We start from the raw sequence: 23,879 nt of genomic DNA on the forward strand, positions 1-23,879 counted from the left end.
CATGGATAGCCGGAACCTGCTCAATGCTTCGCTGGCCACCATCGTCATCGCCGCGCTGGTCATTTCCGGCATCGCCCCGTTCGACCGGGCAACCTGGGTGATGGAAGTGGCGCCAGTTTTGATCGCGCTGCCGCTGATGATCGTCACCCGTAAAAGCTACCCGCTGACCACGCTGCTCACGGTACTGATCACCGCCCACGCGCTGGTATTGATTGCCGGCGGCGCGTATTCCTACGCTCGTGTGCCACTCGGTTTCTGGATGCAGGATGTGCTCGGCACCAGCCGCAACCCCTACGACAAGCTCGGCCACTTCATGCAGGGCTTCGTGCCGGCATTGGTCGCCCGTGAAATCCTGATCCGCGATGGATACGTGGTCGGACGCAAGATGACCGGTTTCCTGTGCATCTGCATCGCCATGGCGATCAGTGCCAGCTACGAGTTAATCGAATGGGCTGCGGCCGTGAGCATGGGCCAGGGCGCCGATGAATTCCTCGGCACCCAGGGCGATCCTTGGGATACGCAGTCGGACATGTTCATGGCGCTGATCGGCTCCAGTACGGCGATAGCGCTGCTCGCCGGCTGGCATGACCGGCAACTAAATCGATTTATTTCAAAATCAGGAGAAATTTCCGGTTGACCGCAGGATGACGGTCAGCCGGCAGATATCAGACCTTTTTACATGCCCAGCGACTTCAGGAAGGCGTCCTGGTCGCTATCGCTAGTGCCTGCATCTTCCTTGGGCATCGTAGCGGTGCTTGCCGTATTATTGGCCTGCTCGATCAAGGTATCCGGGTCGAGTTCTTCGCTCTCGAAGTCATGCAGTTTGATGAACTCGGTCCGGTCGATCGCCAGCTCCAGATAAAAGATGTTATTGCGGCCGGTAAAGAAGGTCACACGGCGTGCTTCCGGCTTGTCGAGATTGGTGTCGACGCTGAGCATGACCTGCTTGGTCAGGGCCAGCATCTTGGGCTGGTTCTGCGTGATGTGCGTTTGCAATTCACGCGCCACCTTGCCGGTGAAGTCGCCGACAATCTGGTTCATCAACTCACCCATGACATTCGACACCTCATCCGAGGTATGCGAACTGGCCAGATCGGCCTTGGCCATGCCCATACTCAGCATGTAGCTCTCGTAGATTTCCATCGCCGCCGCCGCTGAAAAGTTGGTGACCACCAGGCCGGAGAAGCCACCATCGAACAGCACAAAGCAACCGATGTCGGGCTTCAGACAGGTCTTGGTAATGCGCTGGACCATACCCGAGTAGTGAATCTGGCTCTGGGTAGCAATGCTCAACACCTTGGTCATCGAATTGCACAGGCTGCGCAGGATGTCTTCAGTGCCGTAGACAACGGGGCTTTCGTGTTGGCTCATGGTCGTTCTTCTGGGTAAATGAACAGTCGAGATAGATAAAGCAAGCGCAGCCAGACCGCGCTCGCTACGGATTTACATGCACAAGGCGCCGGGATCAGCCCGCATCAGGCGCTTGTTCATCTTGCCGACACTGGTCTTAACCAGCGTCTTGACGAAGCTGACCTGGAGCAGCACGCCATAGCGTGACACGCCGGTTGCCTCGATGGCGTGGGCGGCGTAGTTGCGCAGCGCGTGCTCCGTCACCTTGCCGACGAATTCTTCCTTGAGCAGCACCAGCGCCAGCGGACGTTCACCCCATTTGTCGTCGGGCACGCCAATCACCGCCACCTCGTTCACGGCTTCGTGCTTGGCGATGATGTCTTCGAGTTGCAGCGATGAGGTCCATTCGCCACCGGTCTTGATGACATCCTTGATGCGATCCGTCACCTTCAGATAGCCGGCCGGATTGATGTTGCCGATGTCAGCCGTGTGCAGGTAGCCACCGGCCCACAAGTCTTCCGAAGCATCGGGGGCGCCGACGTAACCCTGCGTCAGCCACGGCGCACGGACCACCACTTCACCCGTCGCCTTGCCGTCATGGGCCACCTCGGCCATCTCCGGATCGACAATACGCATATCAACCAGTGGCAGTGGCCGCCCCGTCTTGGCGCGAATCGCCGCCTGCTCTTCCAGCGACAGCTTGAGATCAGCACTGTCCAGATGTGCCAGACTCAGCACCGGACAGGTTTCCGACATGCCGTAGCCGGTGAATAGGTCCATGCCGCGCTTCTGGGCCGAAATGGCCATCGCTTCCGGCATCGCCGCGCCACCGATGAGAATTTTCAGGCCGGTAAAATCGGTGGTCCTGGCTTTGGGATGGCTGAGAATCATGTGCAAAATGGTCGGCACGCAATGCGAGAAGCTGACGCCTTCCTCGCTGATCAAGCGGCAGATCACGTCCGGCTGGTAACGGCCCGGATAAACCTGCTTGACGCCCATCATGGTCGCCAGATACGGGAAGCCCCAGGCATGGACGTGGAACATCGGTGTCATCGGCATGTAGACATCTTCGCGATGGATATGCCCCTGCGCCTTGGCGCCGCCCAGCGCCGCAGCACAACCCAGCGTATGCAACACCAACTGACGATGACTGAAATAGACGCCCTTCGGATTGCCCGTCGTGCCAGTGGTATAGAAAGTGGTCGCTTGGGCGTTTTCGTCGAAATCCGGGAAGTCGTACTCGGGTGAAGCCTCGGCCAGCATGGTTTCGTATTCGGCCGACATCGCCACAGGCGCGGCCGGCATATCGGTCTCGTCCGAAAAAAACACGAAAGTCTTGACCGTTTCCAGCCCGCCGGCAATCTGCGCCAGGATCGGGAAGAACTCGCCGTTGACCAGCAGCACATCGGCCTTGGCATGGTTCAGCGTATAAAGGATCTGCTCGGGACTGAGACGAACATTCACCGTCTGCAGAATCGCCCCCATCATCGGCACGGCGAAGAAACATTCCAGATAGCGATGGCTATCCCAATCCATCATCGCCACCGTCTGCCCGGCCTCGACGCCCAATCCGGAGAGACCGTTGGCCAGCCGGCCGATCCGCTCATTCAGCGTCCTGTAGCTATAGCGCAGCTTGCCCTGGTAGGTAATTTCCTGATCCGGCGCGATGGCCAGCGGGGTCAACAACAACTGCTTGATCAGCAGCGGATACTGGTAAGCAGAAGCCGCAGACTGGACAAGTTTGACCGGCATGTTTGTCTCCATGATTTTTATGTTTTTACTGGCACCAAATTTTTCGCCAACTGCAAGAATTTTACTAGCAGGATGAATTGGTTTGGCACTTCAACCTCAGTTCTGGTAAGCCTGCAAACGCTTCTAGCATCCACGCGCTTTCCGCTTCTACACGCCGGCCAGATCAGTTCAAATGCTGCTGCGCAACCGCCGCCAAATCGGCTGACAAGGTGTTGGTTGCCACGCTGCGACGGAAAGCGTCCCTGGCCTCCGCCTGCTTTCCATCCGCCTCCAGCGCCAGACCCAGACCCAGCCACCAACGACCCTCATTGGGCGCCAGACGAGCCGCCCGCTGATAGTGAGTAACCGCTTGGCGGTGAGCACCCAGACGCGATTTCAGATGCCCCTGAAAGCCAGCATAGTCGGCGTTGGCCTCGGCATAGGCCTGCGAACGGGCCAGTGTTCGATCAGCCGCGGTCAGATCATTGTGTTCCAGTTGCAGGCGAGCCAGCGACATGGCCCAGCCGGTCTGGGCCGGCTGGAGTTCGATACCTTCCTGAAGGATTTGCATCGCCTCCGTTGACTTGCGCACTTCAAGCAACTGGCGCAGTAACATCTGACGTGCCTGCACGTAGAACGGGTCCTGTTTCAGCGCCGCCCGAAAGCCCTCGATGGCCTCGGCGCTGCGTCCGGCGGTCATCGCATTTTCAGCACGGCGGTATTCCGCTTCGGCACGATCACGCGGGGTTGCCAGCACCGGACTTTTTTCGATCCTGACCGGCCCGCTCGTCAAAACCGGCGCAGCCTTCGGCGCCTCGGGCGCGGCAGCCAGCGTCGGCGAGGCAGGCACAACGGGGTCGGGAACCGGCAGAACGGGTGCGGCGAGCGTGGGCAACACGGCCAGATTCGATGCCAGTCGCAGATCATTTTCGAAAATCGGCTCTTTTTTCCCGTCGACCGTAGCAATCACCGGTGCGGTGGCTGGTACGGGCTGGGGTGCCACAACAGGCGTCGGCGCAGCAGCCAGGATAGGCAACTTCTCGACGCGCGCTGTCTCAACTCCCAGTAGTGGCAACAAAAGGCCATTGAGGTGCAGCACGCCGGCAGCCGCCAGCAGCAGTCCGGTCAGCACCAACAGCTTGCGCGGCCAGCCAGCGCCCGACGATACCGATGGCAATGAACGGATTTCCCGCTGCAGATTCTGCCGCGCCGGATCGTCCGGGCGCTTGGCCTCGATGTTGCGCAGCATGTCGTTGATCAGACTCATTTCACCACCATCCGGCCGCAGCCGCGCCTTCGGTATCGGCCGCCGCCTGGCGTACATTGGCCGGACGCACCGAGTGCTTGCCCTCGCCATAAACGGCGAGCAGCGATTTATGGGCCAGGATATTCAATAGACGCGGCGTGCCGCGACTGGCACGGTGCAGGCAACGCACCGCGCGCGGACCAAAAACCACTTCGCCGCGATAGCCTGCCACCCGCAAGCGGTGCGCCAGGTAATTGGCGATCTCTTCCCGGGCCAAGCCGGCGAGCCGGTAGTGAAATGCGATACGCTGCAGCAACTGGCGAACGGAGGGATCGGCCAGCTTGCGATCGAGTTCGGGCTGACCGAAAAGCACAATCTGCAGCAGCTTGCGTTTTTCAGTTTCCAGATTGGACAGGAGACGCAAGGACTCCAGCGTTTCCAGCGGCATGGCCTGCGCCTCGTCGATGCAGACAACCACCTGCCGGTCCGCCGCAGCATGCGCCAGCAGCGCCCGATTGACGCTTTGCAACAAGTGATAGTCATCGCTGTCGCTACTGACCTCGACCCCCAGCTCTTCTGCCAGCGCCAGCAGCAAGGTACGTGGCGCCAGATAAGGATTGGGCAGGTAAGCGGAAATACTGCCGTCGGGCAGCGCCTGCAGTAGTCGGCGGCAAAGCAGCGTTTTGCCGGTGCCTACTTCGCCGGTAATCTTGATGAAACCCTCGCCGCTGTTGAGAGCGACCAGCAGGGTGTTAAGCGCCTCCTGATGGCTACGCGTGATGACCGTGTAACTGGTATCTGGCGTAATGCCAAAGGGTAGTTCGGTCAAACCGAAGTGATCTAGATACAACGCTACCAGCCCCTACTAACGTTCATTGCCATTCGAGATGGCGTTCCTGTCGCGGGTCGAGCGACTGGAGACGTTCCTGGACTTGCGGGGATGCGTCACGCCATGAATTTTCATCGCGGATGACTGTTGAACGCATCAAGATGACCAGTTCGCGTTTCTTGTTGGATACGCTCTTCTGGCCAAACAGCGCACCGAGTCCAGGCACGCCGCTGATTCCCGGCAAGCCGTAACGGCTAGTGTTCTGCTCCTGGCTCATCAGGCCGCCGATGGCGACAATGCTGCCATCCTGAACGCGGACGATGCTGTCGGTTTCGTTGATGCTGCTTGATGCAAGCGGCAGCGTGAATGTGCCGAGATCGCCAAGATTGACGTTCTTGGTTTTTTCCTCAACCACGCTGACCGAGGGATGCACATGCAGGATGATGTTTCCGTCTTCATCGATCTGCGGGGTGACATCGAGCGCGATACCCGAGAAAAAGGGCTGCAAGGTGATATTCGGCGTCACCACATTGCCGCTGGCGCTGGTCGTCGTATTGGTGCTGATGCCAGTTACAAAGAAATCGTCGGTGCCGACCTTGAGTACCGCCTTCTGATTGTTGGTTGTCGCGATGCGCGGGCTGGACAGCACCTGCACGTCGCCCTGTCCCTCAAGGAAGGACAATAGCGCAGCGAAGTTCTGGGACTGGAAGGCCAGGCCAAAAAAGCCGCGGCCGGCCGTGGAGGTTCCGAGACTGCCATTCGCCCCCGGGTTGGCGGTCACCGACGTCCCCGCAGATATCCCGGTTGCAGCACCGGCCAGTGTCGCCGAGCCGCTCAAGGCGGCCCCTGGCGCCAGCATACCCAGCGCAAACTTGCCATTGAGCAAGCCACCAAATTTGCTCCAGTTGATACCCGTCTGGTAAGAGTCGTTGAGCGACACCTCGATGATCTTTGCTTCGAGCATGACCTGGCGTTCCACCACCAGTTGCGTTGCCTTCAGATATTCACTGACCGCCCGCAACTCGACGGGCGATGCCTTGACCAGCACCACCCCGGAGCCGGCATTGACGATGACGTTGCGGCCCTCAAGATTGCCCACAATCGAGTTCAGCGCCGACGTCAGATCTTTCCAGAAATCGTAATCCGAAGTGGTCTGCACGCGTGCGCTGTCATTGCCTCGCTGCGGCTGCCCGCTCGTCGTTCCGCCTGACGTGCCGGTTTGCGTCGTCGTGGTACCCGTGGCTGGTGTTGAAACGCTCGGCGAACTGCCGGTCACCCGCATTTCGCTCATCCCCTGCCGGCGATTGGCCAGATAATTGATCTTGAAAATTCGCGTCTGAATGGTATTCGGCTGGACGTAAATCCGGGTACCCTGCATCCGGTACTCATAACCATAGACTTCGCGCAGCGTATCCAAAGCCTCGCGCACTGTTGTGTTCTTCAGATTCAGGCTCACCGTGCCGGCCAGCTCCTGTGGAAACAGCATGCTGTAAGGCGTACCGGAAACCAGCGCATTCAACACCTGAGTCACCGGCGCATTGTTCACAGCCAGGTTGAAACGTGGCTCCGGCTTTGCAGCTACGGGCTGATCTAGTTGCAAAGGTGGCACCATCGCCTGCCCAATCACATCGCCAGCTGGCCGGTTCGCCTTGCTGGCTGCTGCATCACCCAGTTCCTTGCCGGCCTGATCGAAAGCATCCCCACGACGCGCATGCTGATTGCTGCAAGCGGTGAGCACCAGTGCCGACAGTGCGATCATCAATATCTTGCTCATGGCAGACCCTTCACTTGCCCGGACTTCCTCGTCTTTCGAGGTTTGGGCGTATCAATCATTTGTTTTTCAACATCGGGTGTCAGGTAGAGATGCGTCACCCCATCAGTTCCCTGCAAAACGGCTTCGCGTTCATTCAGGCGCACCAGTGTCGCCCCGTCAACATGGCCGCCCAAAGCGACTGTCTTGCCACCGATCACCGCCACCGGCCGCCCTCCCTGACGCATCAGCACCGACTGCAAACGTAAAGGCCCAGCGCCCTCGCTCCCCGGGCGAGCATCCGCTACCGGTGACAGCCAGGCTGCTGGCGGGCGTGTCGGATCTGCCGTCTGGGCTTGCGCCGCAGCAGCGATGAAAAGCATGGCAAGCATGATCAGCCTCATAAGGTCAGCCATGACTTGTCCGGACTCAAGGTATAGACGGTCAGCGTCATTTCAGCCCGTGGGTAATCAATCACGCGATAGTTCAAAGGGCCCCACAGTAATCGTTGCGGCAACTTTTCCAGTTGGTTCAGATAGGCCTGCAGCTGACCATAGTTGCCCTCCAGGCGGATTTCAACACCATGCCGATAGAGGTCAAAGCTGCGCTCAAGCGGCTTGCTGTCGCCCTCCTTGGCCGCCTCCTTTTCACGCAAGACACTTTGCGGCGGCATCGTCTTCAGGCTCACCAGGCGCAAGCCGGTTTGCCGAGCTAGCAGTCGCTCCAGCAAGCCGTTCATATCCTCTGGCCGCACCAGTGCACTACCAAACTGCCTAAGCTGCTCATCCAGCTTGTTACGTTCACCACTCAGCGCTTCCAGCTCGGACTTCTTGCCGGCATCCGGATCAATTCTCAATTGCTGCTGGAGATTTTCGACCTGCCCCTGCAAGCCGGCCAGCGACGCACTCTCCGTTGAAATCGTGTTCCGTAGCCCCTTTGCCAAGGTCCATTGGGGATCGACAAACAGGGCATTCCCGATCAGTAATGGGCCAAGGACCAAGCCCAAAGCCACCAGCACGCGCTCGCGCTGCGTCAGTGCCGCATAGCGGTTGGCCAGTTGTGCCCATGACAGGGAGCTCATCGTGGCTTCTCCTGTGTGGAAAGTAATTCGGTACGCAGCGCAAATTCAGTGTAGCGTCCCGGCGCCCTGGGAGTAGCCACTGCGGCAGCCTCCGGACGCCGCTCGTCGCCTGGCTCTACGCCGGTCATGTCGAGTGCCGCAAAGCGGCGACCGGCAAAAGCCGGTTCGTCATTGAGCTTGTTGATATATGCGGGCAATATCGACGGATCAGTCAAGCGACCATGTATCTCGATGTTTTTCTCGGCAAAACGAAATCCAGTCAGCCAGACACCGTCAACCACCTGTCGGGAAAATCCCTGCAACAATCCGGAATAAGCATTGCCGTGCGCCACATCACCCTGGGCGATCAGACTCAGCACTTCCTGGCGCTGCGTGACCGCCTGGCGGGCTGATGCTATCTGGTTGTCCAGTGCTGGATCTCCCTGACGCGCCCCGAGTGTCTGCCCCAACGACTGGATCTGTTGCTGCGCAGCCAAAACCTGGCTCTTGATGTCAGCTTCACTGACCTTGAGACTGCTGGCCTGCATGGACCCAAATATCGCCATGATACCGAGCAGCAAAAGCCCTGCCGCTGCAGCACCGAGCACAATCGGCAAAGCCAGCCAATCGAATCGTGGCCGCAAGGCTGGCAAAATCAGGTTGATCTGCTGGCTCATGCGTCCAACCTCAACGCTGCGCCGATCGCCAGCAGACTCTGCGCCTGCCGTTCAGCCGAGCGCAATTCGGGCAAGGCAGCAAAATCGAGCACCGTGGCCAGATCGGCTGCCTGTACCGGCAAATAGAGGTTCTGGGCGAGCGCGGCAGCCGTTCCGGTGCAATCAAATTCAGATGCTATCAACAGGCGCGACACTGAAATGAAACCGTACTGACGATCAAAGTTATCCAGCGTACGCTGAAGCTCCAGCGCCAAGCGCTCCAGCATTTGCCCGCGCCGCTCGTCGTCCGCTTGCGCCAGTGCACCTGAGGCAATTTCAATTCGGCGCGATAAATAAAGTTCGCCGCGATACGTGATGGTCAACAACCCATCACCCTGGGTCAAGGCAAGAAAGGCAAGACCACGATTGGCTTCCTCAAAAAGCGCGGCGACATTGCGCACAGCCATTTCGGGAATATCAATCGCTTCCAGCGGCACTTTCTTTTCGTGAAAGAGCGCCATGCGCTCGCCGATCACCGTCGCCGGCGCGACCACAGCAAAGACATTGGCCTGTCGGGCGCCTTCAGTCGGAATATCGGCAATGGCTATTGCCGCACCATCCACCGGAAAATCCACGACGTCCTTCAGGCGCCAGCGCAAAGCCTGCACGCGCTCATCAGGCGGCACGGCAGGCGCCTCAAGCTGAACCAGCCGGTATTCGCTCTCATCGAGCAGGGCCGCGCAGCGGTAGCGCTTCAGACCTCGGCTCTGACCGAGACGGGAGAGTGCATCGGCTTCATTTTTCTCGACGCGAAAGGAGTCGCAAAGGCGAATTTCAGGGCGCTTGCCTTCAGCATGGATGACATGAGCAAGATCGATGCGGTCGCCATGCCTGACGATAGCCATCCACCCTGCCTCAAACTTCACCCCAAAATTCGGCCACATTGTCCCTACACCTTAAGCTTTTTCAGAAGGATAGCCAGCAACGCATTATTTTTCAATGGTTTTTTCAAATTCAATAGTTTTCACGAAAATAGATTACTGGCGATCGTGGACCGCAGGAACCGAAGCAGGCACGAGCCGTCGGGGCCGACAAGGTCAGCCAGGTGTTTGCGCCGCGCAGGATGCTTCCCGTCACATCAACCAGACCGGCATTGCCAGCGCCCGGTGCAGAAAGGCTCAGGCGCGGCAAGCCGGCCACGATAGGCGACGCCAGCGTGGCCGTGGTCTTGGTCTTGAGTGCGTTGGTCAGGCCGCCATTGGCATTGGTCGGGATGGTCAGGGCCGTACAGCTATCGGCGGTGTTGGTCGTCCAGCCATTCGCGCTCCAGTATTGGGTCTTTGCGGGCACAGAAAGTGGCAAAAATTCACTGCCGTAGGCGTTGCTCAACCAGAGGCGGCCACTGCGCAGGGTGGTCGTTCCCTCCACCGTTGCCGCAGGGGCTGTGCGCAAAGAGGTGACATTGTCAGCGTCGTTTGCCCGAACCCGAACGACCGTTGGCACGGTACCAGCCGAAGTAAAGGCATAAGCCGGTGTGGTTGATGCGGCAACCCCGCGCAGATAAGCCGAGGCTGGAATGACATTCGTAGTCACAACGAATGCCCCCGGGCCGGGATTGGCGATGGTATCGCCGGAGTCTCGCGCGGTCAGGGTTGTTGCCTTGGCAAAGATACTACCCGAGCCATGGTAATTTTGCGTCGTCACTCCGCTTGCATTGCGCGCACTCACGATGACACTGAACGGTTGGCCGGAATAGGTAAATGCACCGGTCGCACAAGCCTGGGTTACAGCCACATCAAAGTGATCCGGCACAAATCGACCGAAATAATTGCTCGCCGCCGTATTGCCGAACTTGCACCCCACCTTGCCGGCGCCATCGGCGCTATTGGAAAAATCATTGGGTGGCGTGTTGACGCAGACCGTATCAGAACCATCCTGATAGGCACTGGTGTAATTTGAGTCGAATACCCCTTGGGCCTTGAAACGAAAATAGCCAACCTCACTATAGGTAAAGGCCGCGCCGCTGGCGCCGTTGCCTGTGGCAGCACTGGCCGCTGTCGAAAAGGCTCCCGCCAGGCTACCGATCTGAACCGGCATGCCGATCCACTCAATCAGTGTTGGCGCCACTCCCGGGGTGCCGTCATAACCCGGCGTAGCTGTATCCGCCGTAATCGAAAAATTGCCCCCCGCCTTGATCAACGGAGTGGCAGAAATACTGACACCGGTGGCGTCCGCATTGGCATCGGGAGACGAGATCGTGCTAAAAGCGGCCGGGCGTATGGCAAAGCGGTCATTCGAGCAAAGCGCCCCATTGCTCTGGTTAAATCGGACCCACACATTTTGGTAGGCTTTGGTGTTCTGCCCCGCTGGCACCGTATAACTGGTGGCCGTCGCCGGGCGCCCGGCGGTGAAAGTCACGGTTTGTGCCGTAACGCCGCTGACTGCAACAGGCGAGCTTGTCGGGCAGCGATCGGCCCCTACCGCCGTGGCACTGCTGCTCACCAGATCAACACTCACCGGATTACCCACGCCACTATTGAAGGCTGTATCAACGGTCTTCGGTGATCCTTTTAGCGCCACCAGATCAAAACTCATCGCTTGGCCGGCCACCTTGGTGTAGAGACGATTGCTGGTTGCCCCGCAGCGCGCAGGAGCGCCTGTCAGGTTACTGCAGGCATCGAGATCCGACGCGAAGCAACCCGCGTTTGGCAACGTAAAAGTACAGTTTGCGCTGCTGCCATTCCAGCATTTGACGCCTTTCAGCGGTATGGCGCTCAGATTGGTGGCGTCGAGTGTGATCGTTCCGCCTGGAGCCAGAGGCTGTGCCGTCAGGGTTGCCTGCGGCGTTCCCGAAGCAATCGAAAAATCGGCGGATGGCGTCCACGTTGCCCCCCCACCGCCGCTGGTTATCAGTGTGCCGGAAAAGGAGGCATTCAACTCACTACCCGCCGGGCAAGGAATTTTGTTCGATGTACAACCCAGCACCTTGACGTCCATCGGACACAAATTGGCACCGGCCGTGTATTGCAACTCAAGGTGGTCGTAGGCCGGGACAGCCGTCGATCCGATCACAAAATCATAGGCGAAGGTATAGGTCCCCGTAGCGGTGAACTGGTATTCGATGGCGACACCAGTGTCCCGATAGGTATTGGTGACCGTGTTCGCCAAGCTATTCGCATTTGAGATGGAGCACGGATAGGCAGACGGGGGTTGCCAGAAATCGCTCCAGTCGTCCGTACAGTAATTTGAAAAGCCTGTACCAGTACGTTCACGGAAAGACTCAACGACCGAGACCCCGGCCGGCACACTCGTGGTGGACGGGCACGTCGTACCCACTGGTGGCGGATAGGTGCCCACCATACGGTGACCATTGGAGTCGACGAAAGTAACGCCACACCCTTGGTCACTCCCTCCCAAATAAGTATCCACAACGTGGTAGAAGCGTACCGGATTGGCTGAACTGACCGGATAGCCAGCAGGGATGGTCAAAGTAACCGTCATCGTCACAAAGTCGTAAGGACGAAGATAGCTGTACACCACTGACACCTGCGGCCCACCTGTAATGCCATAGGAACCGACTGTCGTTTGAGTATCACCATCGGACATATTGCCCGCAGGTGTCGGTGCAGAAATACTGCCTGTGCTGTAAGCAGTGGTCGATGTAAAGTACTGGCTGGAGGGTCCGTAGATCTTGTTATTTGCCCGCAAAAAAATTCCGTTATCGAGGTCGACATTGGGTGGAGTAACCCCGGGGTTATAAACCTGCCCGGCCGTAGTCCCGTTGGCATTCCGACGAATCACCTGCATCTTCGACGTATCGTCGATGTAAATTTTCAGGCCATTCGTGGTTGACGAGCCACCGCTCGGATTAAGAATTACCGTTACAGCAAATGTCGGCGTGCTTGCAAACAGGGCGAAAAATCCCATCCACAACGTTACAGCCATCCAATACTCAGGAAAACGCCTCATATTCAATCGTCCCCACTTAATCGCTCACAAACGACAGACTCAACAATCATAGGGCGCACTTGTTATCGCGCTGTCTCGACACTTTTCAACGGTCACAGCCACCTCGCGCTCTATTCCTGGTGCTTTGACCTCTGTGGCAATGGCCTTCGACATAATCCGGTAGATGCGAATCTGCCGGGTAGCTTCGGTGTAATCGGAACTGCTGCACGTCACCGTGACCGTATGACCGGGAAGCGCAGGCGTACCGCTCACGCAGTTCGGTAGCGAAGACACCGAAGCATTTGGATCGAGCTGGAACATGCCCCATTCCGCTCCGGCGCGTGCTGCCTGATAAGCCCGGGCGCCGCCGATGTCAGCGGCCAGATTAACGTGCGATGTCGAGACAACACTGGCAATCACGGCGGCCAGCACGGCCATCAACAGCAACAGGAAGACGCCGGTAATGATCGAAACACCACGCTGCCGGAATCCAGGATGATTGCGCGAATGCTGCGGTCTACCGGAAAAAACGGGCGAATTTGAAATCATGGTGTATTCAGTATGGCGACCTGATGAAGCAACTCGACCGTCTCGCCATTCTTGCTGAGTGACAGGCGCAAGACGGCCAGCCCGTTACGCTGCAAAACTGCGGGCGTGTAGGAAAACGAGCAGTTGCTGACATTCTCGGCCAGTACGGAAACGCTGCCGCCAAGTGCCGCGAAGTTTTGCGGCTGGATCGGCTTGAATCCATATCCGGTGCGTCGAAGCAATTGCGTCCCCGAGCATTCGTAGGTCACCGGCGCACCCACTATCTGGAAGCGATTGTTCGGCGAGGCGAGCGGAAACTGCGTACCCGTCGACGTGAAACTCAACGTACTCAAACCAACGCCTGCGGTTGCCGCACGGCTGCTAGTCCCGTCATAAACATCAGAGCCGGACTGCCCAAGGTTGAATATAACCAGTTGATCACCGGCCAGTACCGTCACGGCAGGGCCGAGCACATCAAAGCTGTTGTCCCCGCTGCTACTGAAATCCAGCACGTTGCCGGTACCGGTGGCGCTGAGTTCCGCGCGGTAACGGCCGGCATCGTGAATGGGCACGAATTCGAGCAAACCTGCGGATGCATTTCGGACACTGTTGGGCAAAGCCGACTGCAGATCGCGGGCGATCCGGCGCAAGGCCGTGTCGGCAGCATCAGACAACTCGGCACGGTTGCCGACATCAATGTAGGCGTTGATCTGATTGCGCCCGAAGATAGCCACCATCGATACAACAATCCCGGTGATCACAATCGAAATGATCATCTCGACCAGCGTGAATCCACGGTCAACCGGAAAAATCGCGGAAAAATCAATATCGCGGCGCATAGCGGAAACGGTATCCCGTCAAAGCAAATGAATCACGGCCGGCACAAAATGCCGTAGGCGTAACGGACCGGCAAACAGTCACGGTAATAGCCAGAACGGCATCGCTGGTCAAACCAAAACTTGCGCCCGTCTCGACAATTGCAACTTCGGCTCGATAACCGGCAATGGCACCACCGCCGGCAGGATCGGAAACATTTTCGGAAACGAAGCCGCCATAATCCCGAACATTGTCATAAAACTCGCCCGTCCCCCCGCTACCGTTTCTAGTCTCGGTATTCGGCGTTGGGGCGCTGCTGTTTTGCGGATTGCTGGCACAGCCGGCGTAGGACAGCGCCGTCGAGGCATTGGCGTCGTCAAGGTCACACCAGGTAAAAGGCTGGTGCTCAATTTCATTGAGCAAAGACTCGGCAATCGCCACGAACTGCTTGGTGACCATCGGATCAGCACTGGCCCTGATTGCCGGGTTCATCACCGAAACCAGACCGATCACACCAACGCTGACGATAACGATGAACATGATCTGTTCAATCAGCGTAATGCCACGCTGGTAGAGCGAACTAATGAACATAGCCTGTTTCCGCTTCGACCGTGATTGCCAACGAAGCAGGAAGGCCTGAAACGTTGATCGTCGAACCACTCCCCGGACGTCCGGCTGCATCGAAAATAATGCCCGTCGGCAAGGTGGCGAAGGTCGCATTACCTGTTGCCGCAACTACCAAGGCGTCGGTATCTGGCCCTGCCAGCACATTGCCGGTGGTGCAATCCGCGGCGCCATTGACGTCCGAGATTCGAAAAGAGACCCGCGCAGGAGGCATCGAAAAATAGGCGCAAACCGTACGCCGACTGGCGACGGCAGACTTTTGTGCGTAGCGTAATCCAGCCACAACGCTGTCACGAAAACCACGGTCATCGAAGCCGGAGTTTCCGCTCCACCGAGGAAGGATATTTACGGCCAAAATTCCGATAATCACAATCGTCACCACCAGCTCGATCATTGTGAAACCGCGCGAATTCCCCCGTAATGGCAAGAACCCGCCTCGTGGCGGGTTCTTGATCTGGCTTAGGGTAGCGCAGGAATATTTCGCCTTACTCACGTATTCGAAATCACCAAGCTAACTACAACCAATTCCCCCCAACCAAACAGGAGGAGATATTTCATTCTTAACCGCCGCAATTGGCAGCAATAACTGCCGCTGTGCTTACGACACCTGTGGCACCGGTATAAGTCACTGCGCAAGCTGCGGGGCTACCCGTTTGCGTGACGGTACATACGCCAGCATTACATGCAAATGCGAAACCGTCTATGGACTGCATGGCTACCTGAATGCCGGTAGCGGTTGCCGCTGGGATGCCTGTTCCAGCTGCAACATCAACTGCCTGAACTGCTCCAGTCAGACCCATATTCACGGTTGTAGCGGTCGTACTACCGGTGGCGACATACCTTGACTGCGCCAACACAACAGCAGAACGCAAACCACCAGCCATACCGTTCATGGCGGCCATACGCGCATCAGTCGCCACGTTGATGAAACGCGGCAAAGCCGTCGCCGCCAAAATACCGAGAATCACGATAACGACGATCAGTTCGATCAGCGTAAAACCTTTTTGCATAGCCTTCATAGCCAACTCCTTAAATTAAAAAATCAACATCCATCTGTGGATAACCCGCTGATCGTTGCTGCCTGATTGGCCGCCGGCGGGGGGGTATAGGTAAAGAAACAGGTTGCAGGCGTTGTCGCACCAATCACACCAAACTTGGCCACGCCGGCGTTCACCGTGTAGGTATAACCTTCAGCCTGCAAATCAGCAGCCGTCGGGTTGAAGACACCGGTCAGACCGGCCATTGAAAGAATCCCGGCCGTTCCTACGCCCGTCACCGCGGGATAGGCATAAACCATATTGACCAGCCCGCTCTCAGTACAGACCGTACCGGCCGGCCCGGTAATGTTGTCAGCAGTGCCGCCACCGGCACAAACTGCCGTATCGGCGATACCGGCACGGGAAAAAGCCGTGGCATGAACCAGTGCGGATGCCGCGGAAACGCTGCCCCGTGCCGCCTGCAACTTGGCAATGCGCGCGTCGCGCTGCAAATTGACAAAACGCGGCAAGGCGACAGCAGCCAGAATCCCGAGAATGATGATGACCACGATCAGCTCAATCAATGTAAAGCCGAGCTGCCCTCGTCTGTCGAAAATGGATTTTTTGTTCATATCTTCAATATCGGCTGAGAATTTTAATACTTTAGACATATTAAGCCTCCATCTCAAGTTTTATTATTGCTGGTCCTCAAGACGCAGCAGGCCAACGCCCGCCACGACCGCTTTCTGGCTATCCACATTGACGTCGCGACTCAGCCTGAATCTTGCCCGATGCCCGTCCCGAAACCGGTAAACCAGTTCCTTGGCGCCGCGTTCAAAATACCAGACCGACTTCTCAGCGGGCACACCGTCCACTTCGCCCAGATAGTTTGCCGGGCGATTTGCCACCCAGTCGATCGGATTTTCACTCCTGGGCAACTCGCCGCCAAACGTCTCGCGATGCGCCACGACCTCAATCAAACCCATGCGAATCGCCGCCACATCGGCCTGCAACCCAGCCTCATCCAGTTCGCTCCGCGCCCCGTCCAATGCCCGTAACAGCACCAGCGCCAGAATGCTGATCAGAATGACAACAACAGCAAATTCGTAGTAGCGCCGCATGGCCGCATCATCGCTTGATGGCGACCTTGCCAAGATCCCACATGGGCAGGAAGATACCCAAGGCCAGTATCAGCACCAGCACGCCTAGGCAGACGATCAGGATGGGTTCGATTTGCTGACCCAGCGTCTTCAATTCGTACTCCACTTCGCGTTGATACATCTGGCCGACCTCTTCCAGCATGTCGTCCAACGCGCCTGATTCCTCGCCCACCGAAATCATCTGCAGCACGACCGGCGAGAAAAATCCGGAAGCAATGGCGGAGCGCACCACGCTTTCACCACGCTCGACGGTATCGCGCATACCCTCGATCTTGGCGGCGATATAGCTGTTATCGACGGTTTGTGACGAGTTGGTCAGCGCCTGCATGACCGGCACGCCGCTGCGCATACCCAGCGCAAAGCTGCGGGCAAAGCGGGCCATGGCGGCCTTGCGAACGATTTTTCCGGCAATCGGAAAACGCAGCAACATGGACTCCCATTGCATGCGCCCGGCCGCCGTGCCCACCCAGGCACGGAATGCAAAGACCGCTACGACAATACCAACCAGCATGGCCGGCCACCACGCCACCATGAAATTCGAGAAGCCGAGCAGAATTCTCGTCATCAGCGGCAACTCTGCGCCAAAGCCTTGAAACACCTTGGCAAAGGCCGGAATGACGAACAGGTTAACCACCACGATGGCCGCCCCCATGGCCATCACCACGAACGACGGGTAGCGCAAGGCTGACTTGACCTGCTCCCGCATGAAGCGCTCGAATTCAAGGTGATCGAACAGACGCAGGAATATCTCGTCAAGCAGGCCGGTGGCTTCGCCAACCCGGACCATGGAAATGTAGAAGGGATTGAAAATTTTGGGATGTCGCGCCAGCGAAACCGACAACTCGCGCCCCGCCTCCAGGCTCTCGCGAACGTCGCGGATCACCTCTTTCATCGCCGGATTGGTGGCCGACTCTTGCAGGCCACTCAGGGCACGCATGATCGGCACGCCAGCCTTGAGCAAGGTATGAATCTGCCGTGAAAAGAGCAGGATATCAACGTGTTCGACCTTCGGTTTGAAGAAACTCAGGCCGCCATCGTCGCCGGACTTTGGCCGTGCTGACGTCTCGGTGATCGAAATGGGCGTAATGCCACGGCCGAACAGCACATCGGCGACGCCGCCTGACGATGCGCCTTCTAGCACGCCCTCGATCAGCTTGCCGCCACCATCACGTCCCTTGTAAGCAAAGTTGGCCACGCCCGCTTATTCCTCGAACTGGTTGCTGACCCGCATGGCCTCGCTCACCGTCGTTTTGCCGGACAAGACAAGTCGCACCGCATCGCGCCGCAAGGTTTCACCGGCCATCTGCTGGCGGGCGGTACGCATGAACTCACCGGGGTCGTCATGGTTGATCGCCTCGACCACCGAATCGCTCATTTCGAGGAATTCGTAAACCCCGGTTCGCCCTTGATAACCGGTATTGGCGCAATGGGCGCAACCACGACCATGGTGGAAGGCGTGCTTGTCGACCTGGTCACCCAGTTCGTAACGTAGCCATTCGTGCTCGTTGGGCGTCAGCGTGTAGGCATCGCGGCAATTGCCACAGATCACCCGAACCAGACGCTGGGCAATGACCATATGAACAGACAATGCAACCATGTAGCGCGGTACGCCCATGTCGAGAAGGCGGATTGGCGTCGAGACAGCATCGTTGGTATGCAGCGTCGATAGCACCAGGTGGCCGGTCATGGCGGCGCGCATGCCGATCTCTGCGGTTTCCTGGTCGCGCATTTCACCGATCAGCACGATGTCCGGATCCTGACGCAGCACCGTACGAAGGACGCGTGAAAAAGAGAGGTCGATCTTTTCGTGAACCTGCACCTGATTCAGACCACCGAGCCGGTATTCAACCGGATCTTCGACGGTAATGACCTTCTTTTCGGGACTGTTCAGTTCGTTCAGCGCGGCGTAGAGCGTGGTCGTCTTGCCGGAGCCGGTCGGGCCGGTCACCAGCACCATGCCGCTCGGCCGCTTGAGGGCGTGGCGGAAGCGTTCGAGGACGCGTTCGGGCATGCCGATCCGGTCCAGTTCGAGCAAGCCGGTATTCTGGTTCAACAGACGCATGACCACGGATTCGCCAAACTGCGTCGGCAACGTGGATATACGAACGTCCACCGGGTTGCCACGCACCTTGATGTTGAAACGACCATCCTGCGGCAGGCGCTTTTCGGAAATGTCGAGGCCGGACATCAACTTGAGGCGCAGGGCCACGGCCGACGAAATCTTGGCGTCGGCCTCGGTCTGGATGTGCAGCACGCCGTCAATCCGGAAGCGAATGCGCAGGGCTTTTTCCTGCGGTTCGAAATGGATGTCGGACGCACGCAAACGCATTGCTTCCTCAAACACCGTCTGCAGTAACTTGACGACCGGTGCATCCTCGGCGCCGGGGTTCAGTCCGAGCAAGTCACCAAACTCGATCGGCGTATCGCCGAGTTCGGCCGTCAACTCCTTGGCCAGGCCCGTAATCTGTTCGCCACGGTGATAAACACGATCGACGGTGGCCAGCAACTGGCTTTCGGTCACCACGGCAAGATCGATTTCGCGGCGAACCAGACGGGTAATTTCGTCGTAAGCCTGCAAGTCGGTTGGATCAGCCATACCGATTTGCAAGCGACCATCCGGCAACTGATCAAGCACCAGTGCGCGGAAACGACGTGCCGGAGACTCGGGCAGCAGTTTGATCAGATCGGGCTTGGGGGTGAAACTATTGAGGTCAACAAAGGGAATCCGCAACTGCCGAGCCAAGGCCTGTGAGATACCCGCCTCGGTAACGTAGCCGCTCTCGACAAAAACCCGCCCGAGTTTGCGTCCGGTACGTTTTTGCTCATCGAGGGCAATTTTCAGTTGTTCCTCGGTTAGCAGACCCTGCTGGATCAGCAGGTCGCCGAGGCGGACTTTTTGCGGGGGGGGCATCCCGACCTCCAAAACACCTTAAGAAACTGCGTTAACAATATGAAGTAACGGCTTAAGTTTCCACAGTAGACGTTTTTTGATGCCCCGACAAGCCGCGACACCGCGGCCCATCGGTAAACTGCCGAAAATCAGCGGTGGCGACTACCCGTACGGTGTTGCTGCGGTCCACCCGGTTTTTGGCCGGCTTTGGGCGTTTGCGGACGCCCTTGCTGCGGCTTGCGCGGGCCACGCGGCGGTTGAACCGGGCGCGGCGCCGCATGGGCAGATTGCTCGAAACCGGGGATGACGATCCGGTCCAGGGTGCGCTTGATCAGCTTTTCGATATCTTTCAGTTCGCCCCGTTCGTCGTGGCAAACCAGCGAAATTGCCTCGCCTTCCATGCCGGCGCGACCCGTACGGCCGATTCGGTGAACGTAATCTTCGGCAATATTGGGCAGTTCGTAGTTGATGACGTAGGGCAGCGCATCGATATCAATGCCGCGCGCCGCGATATCGGTGGCCACCAGCGCAACCAGTTTGCCCTCCTTGAAGTCTGTCAAAGCACGCGTCCGGGCGCCCTGCGACTTGTCGCCGTGAATGGCGGCAGACTTGATGCCAGCCTTGTCCAGCGTCTTGGCCAGCGCATCGGCACCATGCTTGGTCCGGGCAAAAACCAGCACCTGATGCCAGCCACGCGTTTGGAACAGGTGGCAAAGCAGTTCCTTTTTCTTTTCGCGGTCGGTTTCGATGATGCGCTGAGTCACCGTCTCGGCGGCGGTGTTGCGTGCCGCGACGTCGACCGAGGCCGGATTGTTCAGCAAGCCAGCGGCCAGTTCACGGATATCCGGCGAGAAGGTGGCTGAGAACATCAGGTTCTGGCGCTGCTTGGGCAGCAAGGCAATGATCTTGCGAATGTCGCGGATGAAACCCATGTCCAGCATCCGGTCAGCTTCATCGAGGACGAAAATCTCGACTTTGGACAGGTCGACCGTGCGTTGCTGCACGTGATCGAGCAGGCGACCCGGCGTCGCCACCAGAACATCGACGCCACGGCGCAGATTGGCGATCTGCGGGTTGATGCCGACACCGCCAAAAACCGCCAGCGAGGTGACCGGCAGGTGCTTGCCGTAAGTGCGGACGCTTTCCTCGACCTGGATGGCCAGTTCACGGGTCGGCGTCAGAACCAGCACGCGCGGCGTTTTGGAGACGCGCGCCAGGCGTTCGCCGCTGAACAGGCGATGCAGGATGGGCAACGTAAAACCAGCGGTCTTGCCGGTGCCGGTCTGGGCCGTAGCCATCAGGTCACGGCCAGTCATCACAGCCGGAATGGCTTGTTGCTGGATGGGGGTCGGCGTGTCGTAGCCTTGATCGGCAACGGCGCGCAGGAGTTCGGCCTTGAGGCCGAGATCGGAAAAATGCATGGAAATCCTTGAATAAAGCCTGACCAGAGCGGCCAGGGAGCGACGAGACAGCGAGGGTCAGGAGAAACCGGATTTCGATTTCGGGCATTTTTTCCGGTTGACCGTGGAAATGCCCTGATCCGGCAGTTGCGCCCCCTCGCTGGCGGCGCGTGAAAATTCAGACGATCAGATCTGGCTCAGACCCCGTTCGAGGTCGGCCTGAAGATCCTCTACTGCTTCAAGGCCGACAGCGATGCGCAGCAGCCCTTCGTTAATGCCGGCCGCAGCCCGGGCTTCCGGGGAAATGCGGCCATGCGTGGTGGAGGCAGGATGGGTGATGGTGGTCTTCGTGTCGCCAAGATTGGCGGTAATGGACAGCAAGTGGCAATTATCGACCACCTGCCAGGCTTGCTCGCGCCCGCCCTTGACTTCAAAGGCAACGATGGCACCGCCGGATTTCTGCTGGGTCTTGGCCAACTCATGTTGCGGGTGTGACGGCAGGCCCGGATAGAAAACACGCGCCACTTTCGGGTGTGCCTCCAACCATGCTGCCAATCGAGCCGCCCCCGCTGATTGAGCGTCGACACGCAACTTCAACGTTTCCAGCCCCTTGAGCAATACCCAGGCATTGAAGGCAGACAGGGTAGGACCGGCGGTACGCAAATACTTGAAAACCTCTTCAGTCAGCGCCTTGGCGCCGCAAACCGCTCCGCCCAGCACGCGGCCTTGTCCATCGAGAAACTTGGTCGCGGAATGAATCACCAGATCAGCCCCCATTTCCAGCGGGCGCTGCAGGATGGGCGAACAAAAGCAGTTATCGACGGCGACCAGAATACCGTTGGCCTGGGCAATGGCGACAAGGGCCCGAATATCGGCAATTTCCGTTAACGGATTAGACGGTGTTTCCAGGAAGAACATCTTCGTTTCCGGCCGAATGGCAGCTTCCCACGCAGCAGGATCGGTATGCGACACAAAGGTGGTGGTAATGCCGGTGCGCGACAGAATATTGGAAAACAAATTGACCGTGGCACCGAACAGGCTGTTCGAAGCCACAATATGATCGCCCTGCTTCAGGTGAGCCAATATCGCGGCCATGATCGCCGACATGCCGCTGGCTGTGGCAACGCAGTCCTCGGCGCCTTCCAGCGCGGCGAGGCGTTCCTCGAACATGGTCACGGTCGGGTTTGAAAAACGGGCGTAAACGTTCCCTTCTTCTTCACCGGAGAAGCGCCTCGCTGCCTGCGCTGCACTCTTGAAGACGAAGCTGGAGGTGAGGTACAGCGCTTCGGAATGCTCGCCAAACTGACTGCGTTCCTGGCCGGCCCGCACCGCCAGGGTTTCCGGACGATATTTTTGCGACTCAGCCATCAGTCTTGCCCATCCGTAGCCAGTTGCAAAACAAGCTGCTGAGAAGCCTTGCCGTCACCATCATCATCACTCTTGGACGCTTTACCAGAGCGCTTGCCCTCAACGGCATCAAGATAATAGTCATCAATGTCGCCAGTGATATAGCAGCCGTCAAAGCAAGATGCGTCAAACAGCGTCAAATCCTCGCGCAGCGAAGTGACCGATTCCTTCAACGCCTCAATATCCTGATAAACCAGTGCATCAGCGCCAATTTCGGCAGCAATCTCGTCACCGGTGCGGCCGGTGGCGATCAGTTCGGCCCGGGTCGGCATGTCGATGCCGTAGACATTGGGAAAACGCACCGGCGGCGCGGCAGAAGCGAAATAGACCTTGACCGCCCCGGCGGCGCGGGCCATATCGACAATCTCGCGACTCGTGGTACCTCGGACGATGGAATCATCGACCAGCAGCACACGTTTGCCCTTGAATTCCTGGCCGACGGTATTGAGTTTCTGGCGCACCGACTTCCGGCGCATGGCCTGGCCGGGCATGATGAAAGTCCGGCCGACATAGCGGTTTTTGACGAAGCCTTCGCGGAACGGGATACCCAAAACCTGCGCCAGTTGCATGGCCGACGGGCGACTGGAGTCCGGGATGGGAATGACGACGTCAATCTCTTCCACCGGGATGAACTTCTTGACCTTCTCGGCCAGCTTTTCACCCATGGCCAGACGGGACTCATAGACGGATACGCCGTCAATCACCGAGTCCGGACGAGCCAGATAGACATATTCAAAAATGCAAGGCGCGAACATTGGTTGCTGTGCGCACTGGCGGCTATGGAACTGGTAGTTGAAATCGATGAAAACAGCTTCGCCGGGCTCGATATCACGAACCATCTTGAAGCCCAGCGTATCGAGGGCGACGGATTCGGAGGAAACCAGATACTCCATGCCTTCCGGCGTTTCGTTCTGGCCATAGACCAGCGGACGAATGCCGTGCGGATCGCGAAAAGCAAGCAGGCCATAGCCGGCGATCAATACCACGACGGCGTAGGCACCGCGACAGCGACGATGCACACCACCAACTGCCTGGAAAATGGCATCGACATCGAGTTCGTAGCCATGCGCGGCTGATTGCAGTTCGTGTGCCAAGACATTCAGCAGCACTTCCGAATCAGAGTTGGTATTGATATGCCGACGGTCAAGACGGAACATCTCGCCCTTCAACTGCTCGGCATTGGTCAGATTCCCGTTGTGGCCAAGGACGAGACCAAACGGCGAATTGACGTAAAACGGCTGCGCCTCGGCAAAATTGTAGGCGGACCCGGCAGTCGGGTAGCGCACATGACCGATCCCGCAGTTACCGGGCAAGGCGCGCATGTTGCGGGTGCGAAAGACGTCACGCACCAGTCCCGGCCCCTTGTGCAGATGGAAGGTATTACCCTCGGCCGTTGCAATACCTGCCGCATCCTGGCCACGGTGCTGGAGCACCATCAGACCATCGTAAAGCAGCTGATTGACTGGTGTTGTCGCCATTACACCCAAAATCCCGCACATAACTTTTT

Annotated in this window: 23 protein-coding genes; 1 reads left to right on the plus strand and 22 read right to left on the minus strand. The window is 58.2% G+C overall.

Features of this window, described 5'->3' with window-relative positions; all coding sequences use genetic code 11:
• Position 1 precedes the first annotated feature (1 nt).
• Positions 2-637, plus strand: coding sequence for a DUF2238 domain-containing protein (locus tag IPJ12_04835; protein ID MBK7646494.1), 636 nt, complete (start codon positions 2-4; stop codon positions 635-637).
• A 38-nt stretch (positions 638-675) separates the two neighbouring features.
• On the opposite strand, the gene IPJ12_04840 is transcribed toward IPJ12_04835, so the two are convergent.
• The 22 genes from IPJ12_04840 to purF all read right to left on the minus strand — a co-directional run bounded on the left by IPJ12_04840 (position 676) and on the right by purF (position 23,871).
• Positions 676-1,371, minus strand: coding sequence for a DUF3334 family protein (locus IPJ12_04840; protein ID MBK7646495.1), 696 nt, complete (start codon positions 1,369-1,371; stop codon positions 676-678).
• Positions 1,372-1,443: 72 nt separating this feature from the next.
• Positions 1,444-3,102, minus strand: coding sequence for a fatty acid--CoA ligase (locus IPJ12_04845; protein MBK7646496.1), 1,659 nt, complete (start codon positions 3,100-3,102; stop codon positions 1,444-1,446).
• A 163-nt stretch (positions 3,103-3,265) separates the two neighbouring features.
• Positions 3,266-4,348 (minus strand): tetratricopeptide repeat protein, encoded by a 1,083-nt coding sequence (locus IPJ12_04850; protein ID MBK7646497.1) that lies wholly within the window; start codon positions 4,346-4,348, stop codon positions 3,266-3,268.
• Position 4,349: 1 nt separating this feature from the next.
• Positions 4,350-5,177, minus strand: a complete 828-nt coding sequence (locus tag IPJ12_04855) for an AAA family ATPase (protein MBK7646498.1) — start codon at positions 5,175-5,177, stop codon at positions 4,350-4,352.
• 22 nt (positions 5,178-5,199) lie between these two features.
• Complete coding sequence (gene mshL / locus IPJ12_04860; GenBank protein ID MBK7646499.1) at positions 5,200-6,930, minus strand: pilus (MSHA type) biogenesis protein MshL; 1,731 nt, start codon at positions 6,928-6,930, stop codon at positions 5,200-5,202.
• Positions 6,927-7,322, minus strand: coding sequence for an MSHA biogenesis protein MshK (locus tag IPJ12_04865; protein MBK7646500.1), 396 nt, complete (start codon positions 7,320-7,322; stop codon positions 6,927-6,929). The genes mshL and IPJ12_04865 overlap by 4 nt, the downstream gene beginning before the upstream one ends.
• On the minus strand, positions 7,307-7,987 hold the full coding sequence (locus tag IPJ12_04870; GenBank protein ID MBK7646501.1) for a hypothetical protein: 681 nt from the start codon (positions 7,985-7,987) through the stop codon (positions 7,307-7,309). The genes IPJ12_04865 and IPJ12_04870 overlap by 16 nt, the downstream gene beginning before the upstream one ends.
• Positions 7,984-8,643 (minus strand): PilN domain-containing protein, encoded by a 660-nt coding sequence (locus IPJ12_04875; protein MBK7646502.1) that lies wholly within the window; start codon positions 8,641-8,643, stop codon positions 7,984-7,986. The genes IPJ12_04870 and IPJ12_04875 overlap by 4 nt, the downstream gene beginning before the upstream one ends.
• Positions 8,640-9,527 (minus strand): agglutinin biogenesis protein MshI, encoded by an 888-nt coding sequence (locus IPJ12_04880; GenBank protein MBK7646503.1) that lies wholly within the window; start codon positions 9,525-9,527, stop codon positions 8,640-8,642. The genes IPJ12_04875 and IPJ12_04880 overlap by 4 nt, the downstream gene beginning before the upstream one ends.
• Positions 9,528-9,636: 109 nt before the next feature.
• Positions 9,637-12,567, minus strand: coding sequence for a hypothetical protein (locus IPJ12_04885; protein MBK7646504.1), 2,931 nt, complete (start codon positions 12,565-12,567; stop codon positions 9,637-9,639).
• 63 nt (positions 12,568-12,630) lie between these two features.
• Positions 12,631-13,119, minus strand: coding sequence for a hypothetical protein (locus tag IPJ12_04890; GenBank protein MBK7646505.1), 489 nt, complete (start codon positions 13,117-13,119; stop codon positions 12,631-12,633).
• The gene (locus tag IPJ12_04895) at positions 13,116-13,937 is read right to left on the minus strand and encodes a type II secretion system protein (protein ID MBK7646506.1); all 822 of its coding nucleotides are present in this window, start codon (positions 13,935-13,937) and stop codon (positions 13,116-13,118) included. Before IPJ12_04895 ends, IPJ12_04890 begins: the two co-directional genes overlap by 4 nt.
• On the minus strand, positions 13,921-14,505 hold the full coding sequence (locus IPJ12_04900; protein MBK7646507.1) for a type II secretion system protein: 585 nt from the start codon (positions 14,503-14,505) through the stop codon (positions 13,921-13,923). Before IPJ12_04900 ends, IPJ12_04895 begins: the two co-directional genes overlap by 17 nt.
• Positions 14,495-14,932, minus strand: coding sequence for a type II secretion system protein (locus tag IPJ12_04905; protein ID MBK7646508.1), 438 nt, complete (start codon positions 14,930-14,932; stop codon positions 14,495-14,497). The genes IPJ12_04900 and IPJ12_04905 overlap by 11 nt, the downstream gene beginning before the upstream one ends.
• A 166-nt stretch (positions 14,933-15,098) precedes the next feature.
• Entirely contained in the window at positions 15,099-15,557 is a 459-nt protein-coding gene (locus tag IPJ12_04910) for a type II secretion system protein (GenBank protein ID MBK7646509.1), read from the minus strand.
• A gap of 23 nt (positions 15,558-15,580) precedes the next feature.
• Positions 15,581-16,186 carry a prepilin-type N-terminal cleavage/methylation domain-containing protein gene (locus IPJ12_04915; GenBank protein ID MBK7646510.1) on the minus strand — a complete coding sequence of 202 codons (606 nt, stop codon included), beginning with the start codon at positions 16,184-16,186 and terminating at the stop codon, positions 15,581-15,583.
• A 24-nt stretch (positions 16,187-16,210) separates the two neighbouring features.
• A complete protein-coding gene (locus tag IPJ12_04920) occupies positions 16,211-16,636 on the minus strand; it encodes a hypothetical protein (GenBank protein MBK7646511.1) in 426 nt (141 codons plus the stop codon).
• A 7-nt stretch (positions 16,637-16,643) separates the two neighbouring features.
• Positions 16,644-17,870, minus strand: coding sequence for a type II secretion system F family protein (locus tag IPJ12_04925; GenBank protein ID MBK7646512.1), 1,227 nt, complete (start codon positions 17,868-17,870; stop codon positions 16,644-16,646).
• Positions 17,871-17,876: 6 nt separating this feature from the next.
• A complete protein-coding gene (gene tadA / locus IPJ12_04930) occupies positions 17,877-19,586 on the minus strand; it encodes a Flp pilus assembly complex ATPase component TadA (GenBank protein MBK7646513.1) in 1,710 nt (569 codons plus the stop codon).
• Positions 19,587-19,714: 128 nt separating this feature from the next.
• The gene (locus IPJ12_04935) at positions 19,715-20,986 is read right to left on the minus strand and encodes a DEAD/DEAH box helicase (GenBank protein MBK7646514.1); all 1,272 of its coding nucleotides are present in this window, start codon (positions 20,984-20,986) and stop codon (positions 19,715-19,717) included.
• Between the two features lie 165 nt (positions 20,987-21,151).
• Positions 21,152-22,333 carry an O-succinylhomoserine sulfhydrylase gene (locus IPJ12_04940; protein ID MBK7646515.1) on the minus strand — a complete coding sequence of 394 codons (1,182 nt, stop codon included), beginning with the start codon at positions 22,331-22,333 and terminating at the stop codon, positions 21,152-21,154.
• Positions 22,333-23,871 (minus strand): amidophosphoribosyltransferase, encoded by a 1,539-nt coding sequence (gene purF, locus IPJ12_04945; GenBank protein ID MBK7646516.1) that lies wholly within the window; start codon positions 23,869-23,871, stop codon positions 22,333-22,335. The genes IPJ12_04940 and purF overlap by 1 nt, the downstream gene beginning before the upstream one ends.
• Positions 23,872-23,879: the final 8 nt, after the last annotated feature.

The sequence above is a fragment of the Betaproteobacteria bacterium genome (genome assembly GCA_016709965.1).
Lineage (GTDB): Bacteria > Pseudomonadota > Gammaproteobacteria > Burkholderiales > Rhodocyclaceae > Azonexus > Azonexus amarohabitans.

Coding starts and splice junctions, on each gene's coding strand:
- IPJ12_04875 (MBK7646502.1), bottom strand. CDS start 8,643: ATGAGCCAGCAGATCAACCTGATTTTGCCAGCCTTGCGGCCACGATTC.
- IPJ12_04845 (MBK7646496.1), bottom strand. CDS start 3,102: ATGCCGGTCAAACTTGTCCAGTCTGCGGCTTCTGCTTACCAGTATCCG.
- IPJ12_04940 (MBK7646515.1), bottom strand. CDS start 22,333: ATGGCTGAGTCGCAAAAATATCGTCCGGAAACCCTGGCGGTGCGGGCC.
- mshL (MBK7646499.1), bottom strand. CDS start 6,930: ATGAGCAAGATATTGATGATCGCACTGTCGGCACTGGTGCTCACCGCT.
- IPJ12_04910 (MBK7646509.1), bottom strand. CDS start 15,557: ATGAAGGCTATGCAAAAAGGTTTTACGCTGATCGAACTGATCGTCGTT.
- IPJ12_04915 (MBK7646510.1), bottom strand. CDS start 16,186: ATGTCTAAAGTATTAAAATTCTCAGCCGATATTGAAGATATGAACAAA.
- IPJ12_04870 (MBK7646501.1), bottom strand. CDS start 7,987: ATGAGCTCCCTGTCATGGGCACAACTGGCCAACCGCTATGCGGCACTG.
- IPJ12_04865 (MBK7646500.1), bottom strand. CDS start 7,322: ATGGCTGACCTTATGAGGCTGATCATGCTTGCCATGCTTTTCATCGCT.
- tadA (MBK7646513.1), bottom strand. CDS start 19,586: ATGCCCCCCCCGCAAAAAGTCCGCCTCGGCGACCTGCTGATCCAGCAG.
- purF (MBK7646516.1), bottom strand. CDS start 23,871: ATGTGCGGGATTTTGGGTGTAATGGCGACAACACCAGTCAATCAGCTG.
- IPJ12_04935 (MBK7646514.1), bottom strand. CDS start 20,986: ATGCATTTTTCCGATCTCGGCCTCAAGGCCGAACTCCTGCGCGCCGTT.
- IPJ12_04905 (MBK7646508.1), bottom strand. CDS start 14,932: ATGATCGAGCTGGTGGTGACGATTGTGATTATCGGAATTTTGGCCGTA.
- IPJ12_04850 (MBK7646497.1), bottom strand. CDS start 4,348: ATGAGTCTGATCAACGACATGCTGCGCAACATCGAGGCCAAGCGCCCG.
- IPJ12_04920 (MBK7646511.1), bottom strand. CDS start 16,636: ATGCGGCGCTACTACGAATTTGCTGTTGTTGTCATTCTGATCAGCATT.
- IPJ12_04840 (MBK7646495.1), bottom strand. CDS start 1,371: ATGAGCCAACACGAAAGCCCCGTTGTCTACGGCACTGAAGACATCCTG.
- IPJ12_04890 (MBK7646505.1), bottom strand. CDS start 13,119: ATGATTTCAAATTCGCCCGTTTTTTCCGGTAGACCGCAGCATTCGCGC.
- IPJ12_04880 (MBK7646503.1), bottom strand. CDS start 9,527: ATGGCTATCGTCAGGCATGGCGACCGCATCGATCTTGCTCATGTCATC.
- IPJ12_04900 (MBK7646507.1), bottom strand. CDS start 14,505: ATGTTCATTAGTTCGCTCTACCAGCGTGGCATTACGCTGATTGAACAG.
- IPJ12_04835 (MBK7646494.1), top strand. CDS start 2: ATGGATAGCCGGAACCTGCTCAATGCTTCGCTGGCCACCATCGTCATC.
- IPJ12_04885 (MBK7646504.1), bottom strand. CDS start 12,567: ATGGCTGTAACGTTGTGGATGGGATTTTTCGCCCTGTTTGCAAGCACG.
- IPJ12_04895 (MBK7646506.1), bottom strand. CDS start 13,937: ATGCGCCGCGATATTGATTTTTCCGCGATTTTTCCGGTTGACCGTGGA.